Source organism: Erwinia sp. 198 (genome assembly GCF_003937915.1).
Classification (GTDB): Bacteria; Pseudomonadota; Gammaproteobacteria; order Enterobacterales; family Enterobacteriaceae; genus Erwinia; species Erwinia aeris.
Window position 1 is genome coordinate 90,339 of the sequence record NZ_RHUM01000001.1, and the last position, 14,786, is coordinate 105,124.

Annotated in this window: 14 protein-coding genes; 10 read left to right on the plus strand and 4 right to left on the minus strand. The window is 56.6% G+C overall.

Translation table 11 applies throughout. The features are described 5' to 3' along the window. Positions 1-24: 24 nt before the first annotated feature. The 8 genes from infB to EGK14_RS00485 all read left to right on the plus strand — a co-directional run bounded on the left by infB (position 25) and on the right by EGK14_RS00485 (position 10,011). On the plus strand, positions 25-2,712 hold the full coding sequence (gene infB / locus EGK14_RS00450; RefSeq protein ID WP_125287115.1) for a translation initiation factor IF-2: 2,688 nt from the start codon (positions 25-27) through the stop codon (positions 2,710-2,712). Positions 2,713-2,777: 65 nt separating this feature from the next. Further along, positions 2,778-3,179 carry a 30S ribosome-binding factor RbfA gene (rbfA, locus tag EGK14_RS00455; RefSeq protein ID WP_125287116.1) on the plus strand — a complete coding sequence of 134 codons (402 nt, stop codon included), beginning with the start codon at positions 2,778-2,780 and terminating at the stop codon, positions 3,177-3,179. Further along, positions 3,179-4,153, plus strand: coding sequence for a tRNA pseudouridine(55) synthase TruB (truB, locus tag EGK14_RS00460; protein WP_125287117.1), 975 nt, complete (start codon positions 3,179-3,181; stop codon positions 4,151-4,153). The genes rbfA and truB overlap by 1 nt, the downstream gene beginning before the upstream one ends. Before the next feature lie 77 nt (positions 4,154-4,230). Beyond that, positions 4,231-4,500, plus strand: a complete 270-nt coding sequence (gene rpsO / locus EGK14_RS00465) for a 30S ribosomal protein S15 (protein WP_125287118.1) — start codon at positions 4,231-4,233, stop codon at positions 4,498-4,500. 300 nt (positions 4,501-4,800) lie between these two features. Next, the gene (gene pnp / locus EGK14_RS00470) at positions 4,801-6,927 is read left to right on the plus strand and encodes a polyribonucleotide nucleotidyltransferase (RefSeq protein WP_125287119.1); all 2,127 of its coding nucleotides are present in this window, start codon (positions 4,801-4,803) and stop codon (positions 6,925-6,927) included. Positions 6,928-7,051: 124 nt separating this feature from the next. Next, positions 7,052-7,936 (plus strand): lipoprotein NlpI, encoded by an 885-nt coding sequence (gene nlpI, locus EGK14_RS00475; RefSeq protein ID WP_125287120.1) that lies wholly within the window; start codon positions 7,052-7,054, stop codon positions 7,934-7,936. A 103-nt stretch (positions 7,937-8,039) separates the two neighbouring features. After that, positions 8,040-8,096: a protein YrbN gene (gene yrbN / locus EGK14_RS21790; protein WP_106382000.1), complete on the plus strand. Its 57-nt coding sequence runs from the start codon at positions 8,040-8,042 to the stop codon at positions 8,094-8,096. Positions 8,097-8,112: 16 nt separating this feature from the next. Further along, a complete protein-coding gene (locus tag EGK14_RS00485; RefSeq protein ID WP_125287121.1) occupies positions 8,113-10,011 on the plus strand; it encodes a DEAD/DEAH family ATP-dependent RNA helicase in 1,899 nt (632 codons plus the stop codon). Between the two features lie 148 nt (positions 10,012-10,159). Here EGK14_RS00485 and EGK14_RS00490 read toward each other — a convergent pair whose 3' ends face one another. The 3 genes from EGK14_RS00490 to EGK14_RS00500 all read right to left on the minus strand — a co-directional run bounded on the left by EGK14_RS00490 (position 10,160) and on the right by EGK14_RS00500 (position 13,217). Then, complete coding sequence (locus EGK14_RS00490; RefSeq protein ID WP_125287122.1) at positions 10,160-11,167, minus strand: luciferase-like monooxygenase; 1,008 nt, start codon at positions 11,165-11,167, stop codon at positions 10,160-10,162. A 167-nt stretch (positions 11,168-11,334) separates the two neighbouring features. Beyond that, on the minus strand, positions 11,335-12,213 hold the full coding sequence (locus EGK14_RS00495; RefSeq protein WP_125287123.1) for a U32 family peptidase: 879 nt from the start codon (positions 12,211-12,213) through the stop codon (positions 11,335-11,337). An 8-nt stretch (positions 12,214-12,221) separates the two neighbouring features. After that, entirely contained in the window at positions 12,222-13,217 is a 996-nt protein-coding gene (locus EGK14_RS00500; RefSeq protein WP_125287124.1) for a peptidase U32 family protein, read from the minus strand. 200 nt (positions 13,218-13,417) lie between these two features. Here EGK14_RS00500 and EGK14_RS00505 point away from each other — a divergent pair, with 200 nt between their 5' ends. Together EGK14_RS00505 and EGK14_RS00510 are read left to right on the plus strand one after the other, a co-directional pair. After that, the gene (locus EGK14_RS00505; RefSeq protein WP_125287125.1) at positions 13,418-13,945 is read left to right on the plus strand and encodes an SCP2 domain-containing protein; all 528 of its coding nucleotides are present in this window, start codon (positions 13,418-13,420) and stop codon (positions 13,943-13,945) included. Next, the gene (locus tag EGK14_RS00510) at positions 13,939-14,442 is read left to right on the plus strand and encodes a GNAT family N-acetyltransferase (RefSeq protein WP_125287126.1); all 504 of its coding nucleotides are present in this window, start codon (positions 13,939-13,941) and stop codon (positions 14,440-14,442) included. Before EGK14_RS00505 ends, EGK14_RS00510 begins: the two co-directional genes overlap by 7 nt. Here EGK14_RS00510 and EGK14_RS00515 read toward each other — a convergent pair. Further along, positions 14,429-14,734, minus strand: a complete 306-nt coding sequence (locus EGK14_RS00515) for a GIY-YIG nuclease family protein (RefSeq protein WP_125287127.1) — start codon at positions 14,732-14,734, stop codon at positions 14,429-14,431. The two genes, EGK14_RS00510 and EGK14_RS00515, sit on opposite strands and share 14 nt — an antisense overlap. Positions 14,735-14,786 lie beyond the last annotated feature (52 nt).

Sequence of the window (14,786 nt, forward strand, 5' to 3'; positions counted from 1 at the left end):
TAAACTGTAGCAGGAAGGAACAGCATGACAGATGTAACTGTAAAATCGCTGGCGGCAGAGATTCAGACACCGGTAGAACGCCTGGTACAGCAATTTGCTGATGCAGGGATCCGCAAGTCTGAAACCGACTCTGTGACCCAGCAGGAAAAAGAGACGCTCCTGACGCACCTGAATCGCGACAACAATGGCGGTTCTGGTAAACTGACCTTACAGCGCAAAACGCGCAGCACCTTGAATATTCCGGGCACCGGCGGTAAAAGTAAATCGGTGCAAATCGAAGTCCGCAAAAAACGCACCTATGTAAAAGGCGATCCTGCAGAAGCCGCTCAGGCAGAAGCAGAAGAGCAGGCACAGCGCGAAGCGGAAGAAATGGCTCGTCGCGAGGCTGAAGAAAAAGCCCAGCGCGAAGCTCAAGAAAAAGCGCAGCGTGAAGCCGAGGAGCAGGCTAAACGTGAGGCGGCAGAGAAAGCCAGGCGTGAAGCAGCGGAAAAAGACAAAGTGAGCAACCAACAAACCGACGATATGACCCGCAATCAACAGTCTGATAAAGCCCGTCGTGAAGCGGAAGCCGCTGAACTGAAGCGTAAAGCTGAAGAAGAAGCGCGTCGCAAGATCGAAGAAGAAGCGAAGCGCGTAGCGGAAGAGGCCCGTAAAATGGCGGAAGAAAAAGGTTCAGAATGGGCGGAAGCGGAGAAAGAAGTGGAAGACACTTCTGACTATCACGTGACCACCTCTACCCACGCCCGTGCGGCAGAAGACGAGAACGATGCGCAGGTTGAAGGCGATCGCCGCACCCGCGCTGCTCGTCCGGCTAAAGCCCCACAGCGTAAGAAAGGCAACAAGCATTCCGAAGCGAAAACCGACCGTGAAGAAGCGCGTGCGCAATTCCGCGGCGGTAAAGGCGGCAAGCGTAAGAGCACGCTGCAGCAGGGCTTCAACAAGCCGGCTCAGGCTGTTAACCGTGACGTGGTTATCGGTGAAACCATCACCGTAGCGGAACTGGCTAACAAAATGGCGGTGAAAGGTTCCCAGGTCATCAAAGCGATGATGAAAATGGGCGCTATGGCCACCATCAACCAGGTTATCGATCAGGAAACTGCCCAGATGGTCGCGGAAGAGATGGGTCACAAAGTGACGCTGCGCCGCGAGAACGAGCTGGAAGAAGCGGTAATGAGCGATCGTGATACCGATGCGGCTATGGAATCCCGTGCGCCGGTCGTAACCATCATGGGCCACGTTGACCACGGTAAAACCTCACTGCTGGACTACATTCGCTCCACTAAAGTCGCCTCTGGCGAAGCGGGCGGCATTACCCAGCACATCGGTGCTTACCACGTCGAAACCGACAACGGTATGGTGACCTTCCTGGACACCCCCGGACACGCCGCGTTTACCGCAATGCGTGCTCGTGGTGCTCAGGCAACGGATATCGTTATCCTGGTGGTTGCAGCCGATGACGGCGTGATGCCACAGACCATCGAAGCTATCCAGCACGCCAAAGCGGCGAAAGTGCCGGTTGTGGTTGCGGTGAACAAGTGCGATAAGCCAGAAGCCGATCCGGATCGCGTTAAAAACGAACTGACTCAGTACGGTATTATTCCGGAAGAGTGGGGCGGCGAGAACATGTTCGTTAACGTTTCCGCGAAAGCCGGAACCGGTATCGACGACCTGCTGAACGCTATCCTGCTGCAGGCTGAAGTTCTGGAGCTGACCGCTGTTCGTCAGGGTATGGCCAGCGGCGTCGTGATCGAATCCTTCCTGGATAAAGGCCGTGGCCCTGTTGCTACCGTGCTGGTACGTGAAGGTACACTGAACAAAGGCGATATCGTGCTGTGCGGCTTCGAGTATGGCCGTGTGCGTGCGATGCGTGACGAGCTGGGCCGCGAAGTGCTGACTGCGGGTCCTTCGATCCCGGTCGAAATCCTGGGCCTGTCAGGCGTGCCTGCTGCCGGTGATGAGGCGACCGTGGTGCGTGACGAGAAGAAAGCGCGTGAAGTGGCGCTCTATCGTCAGGGCAAATTCCGTGAAGTTAAGCTGGCGCGTCAGCAGAAATCCAAGCTGGAGAACATGTTTGCTAACATGACCGAAGGCGAAGTTTCCGAGCTGAACATCGTGCTGAAAGCGGACGTACAGGGTTCTGTCGAAGCTATCGCCGACTCGCTGATGAAGCTTTCTACTGACGAAGTGAAAGTGAAAATCGTCGGCTCCGGCGTAGGCGGCATCACCGAGACCGACGCCACGCTGGCTGCGGCTTCCAACGCCATTCTGGTAGGCTTTAACGTTCGTGCCGACGCGTCCGCGCGCCGCGTGATCGATGCAGAAAGCCTGGATCTGCGTTACTACTCCGTCATCTATAACCTGATTGACGAAGTGAAGCAGGCGATGAGCGGTATGCTGGCGCCGGAATACAAGCACCAGATCACCGGCCTGGCCGAAGTGCGTGACGTGTTCAAATCACCTAAGTTTGGCGCGGTTGCCGGCTGTATGGTGACGGAAGGCAACATCAAGCGTCACAACCCAATCCGCGTGCTGCGCGACAACGTAGTTATCTATGAAGGCGAGCTGGAATCCCTGCGCCGCTTCAAGGATGACGTTAACGAAGTCCGTAACGGTATGGAATGTGGTATCGGCGTGAAGAACTACAACGATGTGCGCGTTGGCGATATGATCGAAGTCTTCGAGATCATCGAAATCCAGCGTACCATCGCTTAATGGTTGCCTGACCAACCTGTTCGGGAGGCCTTTGCGCCTCCCGTATTTATTTGGAGAGAATAATTATGGCGAAAGAATTCGGTCGCCCGCAGCGCGTCTCCCAGGAACTGCAGAAAGAGATCGCGATTATTTTACAGCGTGAGATCAAAGATCCGCGTCTGGGCATGATGGTCACGGTCTCCGGCGTGGAAGTATCCCGCGACCTGGCCTATGCAAAAGTGTTCGTTACCTTTTTAAACGATAAAGACGAAGACGCTATCAAAGGCGGCCTGCGCGCGCTGGGCGACGCTTCCGGCTATATCCGCTCCCTGCTGGGCAAAGCGATGCGCCTGCGTATCGTGCCTGAACTGACCTTCTTCTACGACAACTCGCTGGTTGAAGGGATGCGCATGTCTAACCTTGTCACTAACGTGGTTCGCAACGACGCCGAGCGTCGTGGCCCTGCGGAAGACGACAAGGAGGAGTAATGAGTCGTCCTCGTCGTCGCGGACGCGATATTCACGGTGTCCTGCTGCTGGACAAGCCCGGAGGCCTGTCGTCCAACGACGCGCTGCAAAAAGTAAAGCGGCTGTTTAACGCTAACCGCGCGGGCCATACGGGCGCGCTCGATCCGCTGGCGACCGGTATGCTGCCAATATGCCTGGGCGAAGCGACAAAGTTTTCCCGCTATCTGCTCGATTCCGACAAGCGCTATCGCGTGATCGCGCGTCTGGGCCAGCGTACCGATACGTCGGATGCGGACGGTCAGATCATCAGTGAGCGACCGGTGAACTTCACGCAGGCGCAGCTTGAAGCCGCGCTGGATCGTTTTCGTGGCGAAACGCAGCAGGTGCCGTCAATGTATTCGGCGCTCAAGTATCAGGGGCGGAAGCTCTATGAATATGCGCGTGAAGGCATTGAAGTCCCGCGTGAAGCACGCAGCATTACCGTTTACGAACTAAAATTCATTCGCCTTGAAGGCGACGAGCTGGAGCTGGAAATCCACTGCTCGAAAGGCACCTATATCCGCACCATTACGGACGATTTAGGCGAAATGCTGGGCTGCGGCGCACACGTGATTTTCCTGCGTCGTTTGCAGGTCGCAACCTATCCGATCGACGCGATGGTCACGCTGGAGCAGCTGCAGGCGCTTAGCGAAGAGGCCGCGCGTAACGAGCGTCCGGCAGCTGAGCTGCTCGACCCGTTGCTGATGCCGATGGACAGCCCGGCGGCGGCTTATCCTGAGGTGAACCTGCCTGTCAGTGCGGCGGCTTACTTCAGGCAGGGCATGCCGGTGCAGGCCGCAAACGTGCCGGACTCGGGGCTGGTGCGCGTTACGGAAGGCGAGGCGCGCCAGTTTATCGGCATGGCGGAAGTGGCGGAGGATGGCCGCGTTGCGCCGCGTCGACTGGTAGTAGAATATTCCGATGCATCATTTGCGAAAGCCTCAGGCTCAGAGTAGAATGGCGCGGCTTTACATTGGGTAGCTGAATTAGAGATCGGCGCCTGTACATTTATCTTAAAATTTGGAGTAGTAAAATGTCTCTAAGTGCAGAAAACAAAGCGCAGATCGTTGCTGATTACGGCCGTGATGCTAACGACAGTGGTTCTACCGAAGTTCAGGTTGCTCTGCTGACCGCTCAGATTAACCATCTGCAGGGTCACTTCTCTGAGCACAAAAAAGACCACCACAGCCGTCGCGGTCTGCTGCGCATGGTTTCACAGCGTCGTAAGCTGCTGGATTACCTGAAGCGTAAAGACGTTGCACGTTACACCAGCCTGATCGAGCGTCTGGGTCTGCGTCGCTAAGTCTTACAGTCTGCTCTCCTTGCTTTCGTCGTCCGACAAAGGAAAAGGGAAAAAAGGCAGATTTGTGCGAGTTTCGCTAAAAAGGGGCCTTTATGGCCCCTTTTTTCAGTCGGGCGGCAGCAATCCAGGCCAAACTATTGTATTGTTGCTGAGTGTGATCTTCAGTTGCAGAGATTCGCGCGGCTAATGAGAGGCTTTGTCCCATAAGGGATTAGGGTTGTCATTAGTCGCGAGGATGCAATGAAGATTTAAGAGTCACGGCGGGAGAAAGCTCTTGCCAGGAACGTTAAGGACATAATTTTGCTGAATCCGATCGTAAAAAAATTCCAGTATGGTCAGCATACCGTCACGCTTGAAACCGGTATGATGGCTCGTCAGGCCACCGCTGCCGTTATGGTCAGCATGGACGACACCGCTGTATTTGTAACCGTAGTTGGCCAGAAAAAAGCCAAGCCGGGTCAGGACTTTTTCCCACTGACCATCAACTACCAGGAGCGTACCTACGCTGCTGGTCGTATCCCGGGCAGCTTCTTCCGTCGTGAAGGCCGTCCAAGCGAAGGCGAAACGCTGATTGCGCGTCTGATTGACCGCCCGCTTCGTCCGCTGTTCCCGGAAGGTTTTGTTAACGAAGTCCAGGTGATCGCCACCGTGGTTTCCGTTAACCCGCAGGTTAACCCTGATATCGTAGCGATGATCGGCGCTTCCGCCGCGCTGAGCCTGTCCGGTATTCCTTTCAACGGCCCAATCGGCTCTGCACGCGTGGGTTACATCAACGACCAGTACGTGCTGAACCCGACCAGCGACGAGCTGAAAGAAAGCAAACTGGATCTGGTTGTTGCCGGTACCGAAGGCGCCGTGCTGATGGTGGAATCCGAAGCGGAACTGCTGAGCGAAGATCAGATGCTGGGCGCCGTGGTATTTGGCCACGAGCAGCAGCAGGTTGTTATCGAAAACATTAAGGCGCTGGTTGCCGAAGCGGGCAAACCTCGCTGGGAATGGCAGCCGGAAGCGGTTAACGAAGCGCTGAACAGCCGCATCGCCGCGCTGGCCGAATCCCGTCTGAGCGACGCTTACCGCATCACCGAAAAACAGGAGCGTTACGCTCAGGTTGACGTGATCAAATCTGAAACCACAGCGGCGCTGCTGGCGGAAGACGCCAGCCTGGACGAAGGCGAAATCAGCGATATCCTGCACGGTCTGGAAAAGAACGTGGTGCGTAGCCGCATTCTGCGTGGCGAGCCGCGTATCGACGGTCGTGAAAAAGACATGATCCGTGGTCTGGACGTGCGCACCGGCGTGCTGCCACGTACTCACGGCTCCGCGCTGTTTACCCGTGGCGAAACTCAGGCGCTGGTAACGGCGACGCTGGGCACCGCGCGTGACGCACAGAACCTGGACGAGTTGATGGGCGAACGTACCGACAACTTCCTGTTCCACTACAACTTCCCTCCGTACTCCGTGGGTGAGACCGGTATGGTTGGTTCGCCTAAGCGTCGTGAAATCGGTCACGGTCGTCTGGCGAAGCGCGGCGTGCTGGCCGTAATGCCGAAAGGCGACGCGTTCCCGTACACCGTACGTGTAGTGTCAGAAATTACCGAATCCAACGGCTCATCGTCTATGGCTTCCGTATGCGGCGCTTCACTGGCGCTGATGGACGCGGGCGTGCCGATCAAAGCGGCCGTAGCCGGTATCGCGATGGGTCTGGTTAAAGACAACGATAACTTTGTCGTGCTGTCAGATATCCTGGGCGATGAAGATCACCTGGGCGACATGGACTTCAAAGTAGCCGGTAGCCGTGAAGGCATCACCGCGCTGCAGATGGACATCAAAATCGAAGGTATCACCCGTGAAATCATGCAGGTGGCACTGAACCAGGCTAAAGGCGCGCGTCTGCATATTCTGGGCGTGATGGAACAGGCTATCAGTACGCCACGCGGCGATATCTCGCAGTTTGCTCCGCGCATCCATACCATCAAGATCAGCCCGGACAAGATTAAAGACGTGATCGGTAAAGGTGGTTCTGTGATCCGTGCGCTGACTGAAGAGACCGGCACCACCATCGAAATCGAAGATGACGGTACCGTGAAAATCGCGGCAACCGACGGTGATAAAGCGAAGTTTGCTATCCGCCGTATCGAAGAGATCACCGCAGAAATCGAAGTGGGCCGCATTTACAACGGTAAAGTAACCCGCATCGTCGACTTCGGCGCCTTCGTAGCTATCGGCGGCGGTAAAGAAGGTCTGGTGCATATTTCTCAAATCGCCGACAAGCGCGTTGAGAAAGTCACTGACTATCTGCAGATGGGCCAGGAAGTCCCGGTGAAAGTTCTGGAAGTTGATCGTCAGGGCCGCGTTCGCCTGAGCATCAAGGAAGCGGCCGAGCCGGAAGCGGCTGCGGCGCCTGCGCCAGAAGCTTCAGCAGAATAAGCAGCACACTAAGCTCTTCGCGGCGACGCGAAGAGCTGTTCCATCGCGAGGACAGGACGACACCTTGTGCACGGCAGGCGGATGAAAGGATGTTCATCCCATTGTTTGTATTTGGGAGTGGTGAATGAAGCCTTTTTTGCGCTGGTGTTTCGTTGCGACAGCTTTAACGCTGGCAGGATGCAGCAACCCGGATTGGCGTAACAACGAGGTTTTGGCTGTTCCGCTACAGCCTACGTTGCAGCAGGAAGTGATCCTGGCGCGCATGGAACAAATACTTGCCAGTCGGGCATTAACCGATGATGAACGCGCACAGCTGTTATATGAGCGCGGAGTGTTGTATGATAGTTTAGGTTTGAGAGCACTGGCGCGAAATGATTTTTCACAAGCGCTGTCTGTCAGACCGGATATGCCGGAAGTATTCAATTACTTAGGCATATATCTGACGCAGGCAGGCAATTTTGATGCTGCCTACGAAGCGTTTGATTCTGTACTTGAGCTTGATCCAACTTACAATTACGCGCGTTTAAATCGCGGAATCGCACTCTACTACGGTGGAAGATTTAAACTAGCGCAAGATGATCTGCTGGCGTTTTATCAAGACGATCCTAACGATCCTTTCCGCAGCCTGTGGCTCTATCTCGATGAACGTGAGATGAGCGCTGATAAGGCAGAAGTGGCGCTGAGACAGCGTTACGATAAGGCGGACAGAGACCAATGGGGATGGAATATTGTCGAGTTCTACCTGGGCCGTATCAGCGAAAAAACGCTGATGGAGAGGCTCAAGGCGGACGCAACGGATAACACCTCGCTCGCTGAACATCTCAGTGAAACCAACTTCTATTTAGGTAAGCACTACCTAAGTCTGGGGGAGAAGGACAACGCAGAAGCGTTGTTCAAGCTGACGGTTGCCAACAACGTCCATAACTTTGTTGAGCACCGATATGCATTGTTGGAGCTGGCGCTACTCGGCCAGACACAAGACGATTTATCAGAATCTGACCAGCAATAGCTGACGAACTTTTTTTGCCTGATTTTTGAAATGTCATCATCTTCACGGGTGAGGGCTTTCTTGTTCGTCGAAACCACTAATTTGAGCCGGTTCACACTTTTTGATGAAAATGACTGAATGTTTTCACGACGAGTTATGTAGACTGGCCGCCGCAATCTAAGAGGCACGTGTACTACATGACTGAAATTGAAACCACTTTTGCTGACCTGGGTCTGAACGAATCCATCCTCGAATCACTTAACGGCATGGGCTATGTTAAGCCATCTCCGATCCAGGCAGAGTGTATCCCACATCTGCTGGCGGGCCGTGACGTATTGGGTATGGCACAGACCGGTAGCGGCAAAACCGCAGCGTTCTCGCTGCCACTGCTACACAACATTGACAGCAGCCTGAAAGCCCCACAAATCCTGGTGCTGGCACCAACTCGTGAGTTGGCGGTTCAGGTTGCGGAAGCCGTAACTGAATTCTCTAAACACATGCGCGGTCTTAACGTAGTGGCCCTTTACGGCGGCCAGCGTTACGACGTACAGCTGCGTGCGCTACGCCAGGGTCCACAGGTTGTTGTGGGTACCCCTGGTCGTCTGCTGGATCACCTGAAACGCGGCACGTTAGACCTTTCTAACCTGCGCGGCCTGGTGCTGGACGAAGCCGATGAAATGCTGCGTATGGGCTTCATCGAAGACGTTGAAACGATTATGGCGCAGATCCCGGCCGATCATCAGACCGCGCTGTTCTCTGCCACCATGCCGGAAGCGATTCGTCGTATCACCAAACGCTTCATGAAAGATCCACAGGAAGTGCGTATTCAGTCAAGTCTGACCACGCGTCCTGACATCAGCCAGAGCTACTGGACCGCTTACGGTCGTAAGACTGACGCGCTGGTACGCTTCCTGGAGTCGGAAGATTTTGATGCAGCGATTATCTTCGTGCGCACCAAAAACGCCACGCTGGAAGTGGCCGAAGCGCTGGAGCGCAGCGGTTATAACAGTGCGGCCCTGAACGGCGACATGAATCAGGCGCTGCGTGAGCAGACCCTGGAGCGTCTGAAAGACGGTCGTCTGGATATCCTGATCGCTACCGACGTAGCGGCACGTGGTCTGGACGTTGAGCGTATCAGCCTGGTGGTGAACTACGACATCCCAATGGATGCTGAATCTTACGTTCACCGTATCGGCCGTACCGGTCGTGCAGGTCGTGCCGGCCGTGCGCTGCTGTTCGTTGAGAACCGCGAGCGTCGTCTGCTGCGCAACATCGAACGCACCATGAAGCTGACTATTCCTGAAGTAGAGCTGCCAAACGCAGAGCTGCTGGGTCAGCGTCGCCTGGCCAAGTTCGCCGCTAAAGTTCAGCAGCAGCTGGAAAGCAGCGATCTGGAACAGTACCGTGCGCTGCTGAGCAAAATGCAGCCTGCGGAAGAAGAGCTGGATATTGAAACGCTGGCTGCCGCGCTGCTGAAAATGGCACAGGGCGAACGTCCGCTGATCGTTCCGGCAGATCCGGCTCCACGTCCGCGTCGTGAGTTCAAAGAGCGTGACGATCGTCGCGGCGACCGTCCGGACCGTGGTCCTCGCGAAGCCCGTGACGGCGATCGTCCACGTCGTGAACGTCGTGACGTTGGCGATATGGAAGTTTACCGTATCGAAGTGGGTCGTGATGACGGTGTTGAAGTTCGCCATATCGTTGGCGCTATCGCTAACGAAGGCGATATCAGCAGCCGCTACATCGGCAACATCAAGCTGTTTGGTACGCACTCCACTATCGAACTACCAAAAGGCATGCCGGGCGACATTCTGTCTCATTTCACCCGCACGCGTATTCTGAACAAGCCGATGAATATGCAGCTGATTGGTGATGCGCAGCCTCGCAGCAACGATCGTGGCGGTGAACGTCGCGGTAGTGGTGCACCAGGTCGCGGCGGCTTCGGCGGCGCGCGTAGCGAAGGTGGACGTAGCGAAGGCGGTCGTCGTTTCAGCAACGAGCGTAGCGGCGAGCGTCGTTCGGGCGGCTTCAGCCGTGACGGTCGTGCGCCACGTCGTGAAGATGGCGCAGCGCCGACTCGTCGTCGTGATGCCTAATCACTGCTAGCCAGTCTGATGCCGGTCACTGAAAAGTGACCGGCATTTTTTTTACCCTCAATAAAACGAACGGGGGCAGGGGGACGAATGCGTCAGGCGGGAATAGGTTTAGCAGCGGGCGAGGGAGTGGCTTCCCCCGCCATTTCGGTTACAGCGAGCGATAGGCTTCCATGGCCAGCGCAAACGAGCGCAGCCTCGCTTCTCTGTCAAAAATCTGGCCGTTCACCATGATTTCATCCGCCTGGGTTTCCCGCATTAGCGCAGACAGACCGTGACGCACTTTATCCAGATCGCCGACAATCGACATGCTTAACGCCTGCTGCACGCCATACTGCTCGGACGGCGACCACAGGTTATCCATATTTTCCACCGGCGCAGGCAGCGGGCCTGGCTGACCGCGACGCAGATTGACGAACTGCTGCTGCATGGAGGTAAACAGGAAACGGGCGTCGCGCTCGCTGTCGGCGGCAACCACGTTAACGCAAACCATCGCGTGCGGCTGCGCCAGACGAGCCGAAGGCTTAAAGTTTTCGCGATAGAGGTGCAGCGCCTGGAACAGCATATCGGGCGCAAAATGCGAGGCGAAAGCGAACGGCAGGCCCAGCTTCGCCGCGAGCTGGGCGCTGTAAAGGCTGGAGCCAAGCAGCCAGACGGGGATTTTCAGGCCCAGGCCCGGCACAGGCTGAACGGCGGGCGCTTCGCCCTGTTCGGCGTCGAACCAGCCGACTATCTCGGCCACGTCGGCCGGGAAGTTATCCACGTGACCGCCCATATGGCGACGCAGCGCCATCATAGTGCGCTGATCGGAGCCGGGCGCGCGTCCCAGACCTAAATCAATGCGTCCCGGATAGAGGGACTCCAGCGTGCCGAACTGCTCGGCAATCACCAGCGGCGAATGGTTTGGCAGCATCACGCCGCCGGAACCGAGCCGTAGCGTGCTGGTATTGGCGGCAAGATAGCCGATCAGCACCGACGTCGCCGCGCTGGCGATGCCGGTCATATTGTGGTGTTCAGCCAGCCAGTAGCGGTTGAAGCCAAGTTGCTCCGCCTGCTGCGCCATCGCCAGCGAGGTATGAAAAGCGTCACGCGCGGTCGCGCCCTGAGGGATCGGGGCCAGATCGAGCACGGACAGGGAGGCAGTTTTTTTATCAGACATAATCGCTCACTTTATTTCCAGGCTACGCGCCTGCGCAAATACACAGCCTAAGCGATCTTCGGGTAAGCGGATTGGCAATTTGCAGCACTTTACGCGAGCCCTGGACGTGAAGAAAGATAAGTGTGCCTTCACTGCGCTAAACGAAATGTCGCCTGACCAACGGCGCGTTACTCCACCAGCGTCAGGCCGGCCATTTGCCGCCAGTAGCCGTTACAGTGCTGCTGATCGATCAGCGTTAACGGCGCATGGCCCTTTTCATTAGCGTAAAAGGCATTAATTACTTCCAGCGTGTCGGTTCCCTGCGGTGAGAAACGGACAATGTCCACCAATCCCTGCATGGAAACCAGATCGTTCCCCAGATTATAGCAGTAGCCGCTCATGGTCTGGATGCCGTTCAGCACAAACACCTGCCGATCTTCCTGAGAGCGCACCGCTCGGCCGTGAGGGTAGTTAATACAGCAAGTCTGGCAATTGTCTTTGCTGCGATCTTCGGCGCGGGCGGTAAAGCAGCGGGCGGAGAGCGCCAGCGGCAGATAGCCGTACCCCAGCACCTCTACGTCGAATTGCCCGCGGATCCCCAGCTCTTCGCACTGGGCTAACAGCGCGCCGAGCCAGTCGCGTGAAAGCTCGACCGGCATACACCAGCGCACCATACCCAGTTTGTGCAGCAGGCGCAGCGTCATGGCGTTATAACAGTTCAGCGCGTGGCCGGCGACAAAAGGCAGGCCCGCTTCCGCAGCCATATGCACCGTGCCCATATCGTTGGCTTCAATCAGAAATTCGCCGTTATCAACATAGCGCTTCAGCTCGGTTAGCTCGGAAGGCGACTCAACCAGCGCCAGGGTGCTTAGCGTAACCTGCTTGCCCGCGCCGACCAGTTCTTTCGCCAGCGCCATCCACTCGGCGAATTTAACGGCGCGGCGTTTACTGCACACCGCCTCGCCCAGATAGATAATGTCGGCCTGGCTGGCGGCGGCGGCCTGGTAGAAAGCGTACAGATCTTCTTTCGGCCAGTACCAAAGCACCGGCCCTAACGCATACTTCATGATTTTTCCTACTGCCATTGACGATGGTAAGCACCCAGCGTGGTTTGTGCCCCTTCGCTCAGGGCGCTGAGCGCGGACATCCAGTGCTGCTGCACGGCAAAATTCTGCGGATCTGCCTTGCAGCGATCGATAGCCTGTCGCCAGATTTGCGTCACTTGTTGCACATAGGCCGGGCTGCGCTGACGGCCTTCGATTTTCACCGAGGCGATATTCATGCCCAGCAGCGTGGGCAGCAGCTCAAGCGTGTTCAGGCTGGTCGGTTCCTCCAGCGTGTGGTAAGCCGTCTCCTCCACCTTATAACGGCCTTTACACAAGGTAGGGTAACCGGCGTTTTCCTGAGCGCCATAGCGGTCAATCAGCACGTTGTTCAGGCGGGATTCCAGTCCGTCTGGCGTTTGCTGCCAGCGAACAAAACGGGCGGGCGAGCAGGCGCCTACGGTATTAGGCGACTCGCCGGTCAGCCAGGAAGAGAGGTAGCAGCGACCTTCGGCCATAATGCACAGGCTGCCGAAGGCAAAGACCTCCAGCGGGACGGGCGACGAGCGGGCAAGCTGGCGAACCTGATGCACGGAAAGCACGCGCGGCAGCACCACGCGCGCAACGTCAAAATGGCGCTGATAGAATTTTATCGCTTCGCTGTTGGTGGCCGAAGCCTGCACGGAAACGTGTCGCTCAATATGAGGATAGCGGCTTGCCGCGTATTCCAGCATGGCGATATCGGCCAGGATCAGCGCGTCCACGCCCGCGTCGGCCGCGCTGTCTATTGCGTTTTCCCAGCGTGCATAGCCGGATGGATGGGCGAAAGTATTAATCGCAACATGCAGTTTGCGTCTATGCTGATGAACGTAGCGAGCGGCCTCTTCCAGCCGTTTTGCCGTGAAGTTAAGGCCGGCGAAATGACGGGCATTGGTATCATCTTTCAGCCCAACGTAGACAGCATCTGCGCCGCTGGCGATGGCCGCCTTCAGGGCCGGTAGATTGCCGGCAGGACAAAGCAGTTCCATATAAGATCCCGTAAGCAAGAGAGCAAAGAAGTTTACCCTTCTCCGCCGTGCCATTTTTTGATGCAGGGCAGTGAAAAGCGTAACGATCGCCATAACTTTTATGACGAAGCCCGCAAGGTTCGCGCACTTTGTTGATCCAACTGCCTTACGAGATCCTGCAATATGGCAAAATAGCTGAAATTTTATCTGAAGGAGTGATAATGGTGTTTAACCCGTTACGCGCGCAGCTGGTTCGCAAAGGCCCGCAGTGGCTGCGTCTGCCGCTACAATTTGCCCCCTTTGCCGCTAAAAAACATTTTTTGCAGCAGCTGCTGAGCTGGCAATTTCACTATGCACTGGCGGAAGGTGAGTTAAACTTTTTGCAGGGGCACTGGTTAGGTGTTGAAATCCGCGATTTGGGGCTGCGTTGGGCAACCACCGTTGAGCAGGGCGCGTTGCGGGTAGCCGATCGGGCCGAGGCGGATGTGTGGTTTCGCGGCGATGTAAACGACCTGCTGCTGGTGGCGGCGCGTCGGCGCGATCCGGATACGCTGTTTTTTCAGCGTCGGCTGGCGATCGAAGGCGATACCGAGCTGGGGCTGGAAGTCAAAAATCTGATGGATGCTATCGAGCTTGAGACTATGCCGAAGCCGCTGCGAATCGGATTAATGCAGCTGGCTGATTTTATTGAGGCAGGACTGACTGAGGACGCGGCTGCAACAGCAGATCGCGCAGGTGTAACATGTTAATTCGTACGGAAATCGGTGTCGATGCGGCCAGCATAGACAGTTTGTTGCGCCGCAGCTTTCCCACCTCCGCAGAGGCGGAGCTGGTACAGCAGCTGCGTGAAGATGGCTTACTGACGCTGGGCATTGTGGCGACCGATGATGAAGGACAGGTGCTGGGTTATGCGGCCTTCAGCCCGGTCACCCTGAATGCCGAAGACAAGCAGTGGGTAGGCCTGGCGCCGCTGGTGGTGGATGAAAGCGTACGCGACCAGCAGTTAGACAAGCAGCTGATTTACGAGGGGCTGGATACGCTTAACGAGTTCGGCTACGCCGCTGTAGTGGTGGTGGGCGATCCAGACTATTACGGGCGCTACGGTTTTGAACCGGCCGCCCGCCATCAGCTGCGCTGCCGCTGGCAGGGCGGGGAAGCCGCTTTCCTGGTCTACAAGCTGGCAGATGACGCTTTTAGCGGCGTGGAAGGCCAGATCGATTTCGCGGCGCCGTTTAACCGCGAGTAAGATCGGCCAGCCAGGCTTCAAGTGAAACAGGCTGGTGCGTCACCAGCCTGATTTTTTCCTGCCGCTTCAGCTGCTTTATCCGGTATTCCAGCCGGGATGCGCTGGCGCGGTCGCCCGCTTCGCGGTGAAACAGCAGCGTCAACGGCCCTTTGCCACGCAGCGCCTTCGCGCCCGTGCCCGCCTGATGCTGCTTAAAGCGTCGCGGCACATCATTGGTAATGCCGGTATAGAGCGCGCCGCCTGCCGTCTGCACGATATAAAGGTGCCAGGGCGCTGTTGCCTGTGTTGCCATCCGTTATTGCCCGTAGCCAGTCGTGGCCGAAAGTTTATCAGCTCGCGCACGG

Coding starts and splice junctions, on each gene's coding strand:
- truB (WP_125287117.1), top strand. CDS start 3,179: ATGAGTCGTCCTCGTCGTCGCGGACGCGATATTCACGGTGTCCTGCTG.
- EGK14_RS00500 (WP_125287124.1), bottom strand. CDS start 13,217: ATGGAACTGCTTTGTCCTGCCGGCAATCTACCGGCCCTGAAGGCGGCC.
- rpsO (WP_125287118.1), top strand. CDS start 4,231: ATGTCTCTAAGTGCAGAAAACAAAGCGCAGATCGTTGCTGATTACGGC.
- EGK14_RS00495 (WP_125287123.1), bottom strand. CDS start 12,213: ATGAAGTATGCGTTAGGGCCGGTGCTTTGGTACTGGCCGAAAGAAGAT.
- EGK14_RS00490 (WP_125287122.1), bottom strand. CDS start 11,167: ATGTCTGATAAAAAAACTGCCTCCCTGTCCGTGCTCGATCTGGCCCCG.
- nlpI (WP_125287120.1), top strand. CDS start 7,052: ATGAAGCCTTTTTTGCGCTGGTGTTTCGTTGCGACAGCTTTAACGCTG.
- rbfA (WP_125287116.1), top strand. CDS start 2,778: ATGGCGAAAGAATTCGGTCGCCCGCAGCGCGTCTCCCAGGAACTGCAG.
- EGK14_RS00505 (WP_125287125.1), top strand. CDS start 13,418: ATGGTGTTTAACCCGTTACGCGCGCAGCTGGTTCGCAAAGGCCCGCAG.
- EGK14_RS00510 (WP_125287126.1), top strand. CDS start 13,939: ATGTTAATTCGTACGGAAATCGGTGTCGATGCGGCCAGCATAGACAGT.
- infB (WP_125287115.1), top strand. CDS start 25: ATGACAGATGTAACTGTAAAATCGCTGGCGGCAGAGATTCAGACACCG.
- EGK14_RS00515 (WP_125287127.1), bottom strand. CDS start 14,734: ATGGCAACACAGGCAACAGCGCCCTGGCACCTTTATATCGTGCAGACG.
- EGK14_RS00485 (WP_125287121.1), top strand. CDS start 8,113: ATGACTGAAATTGAAACCACTTTTGCTGACCTGGGTCTGAACGAATCC.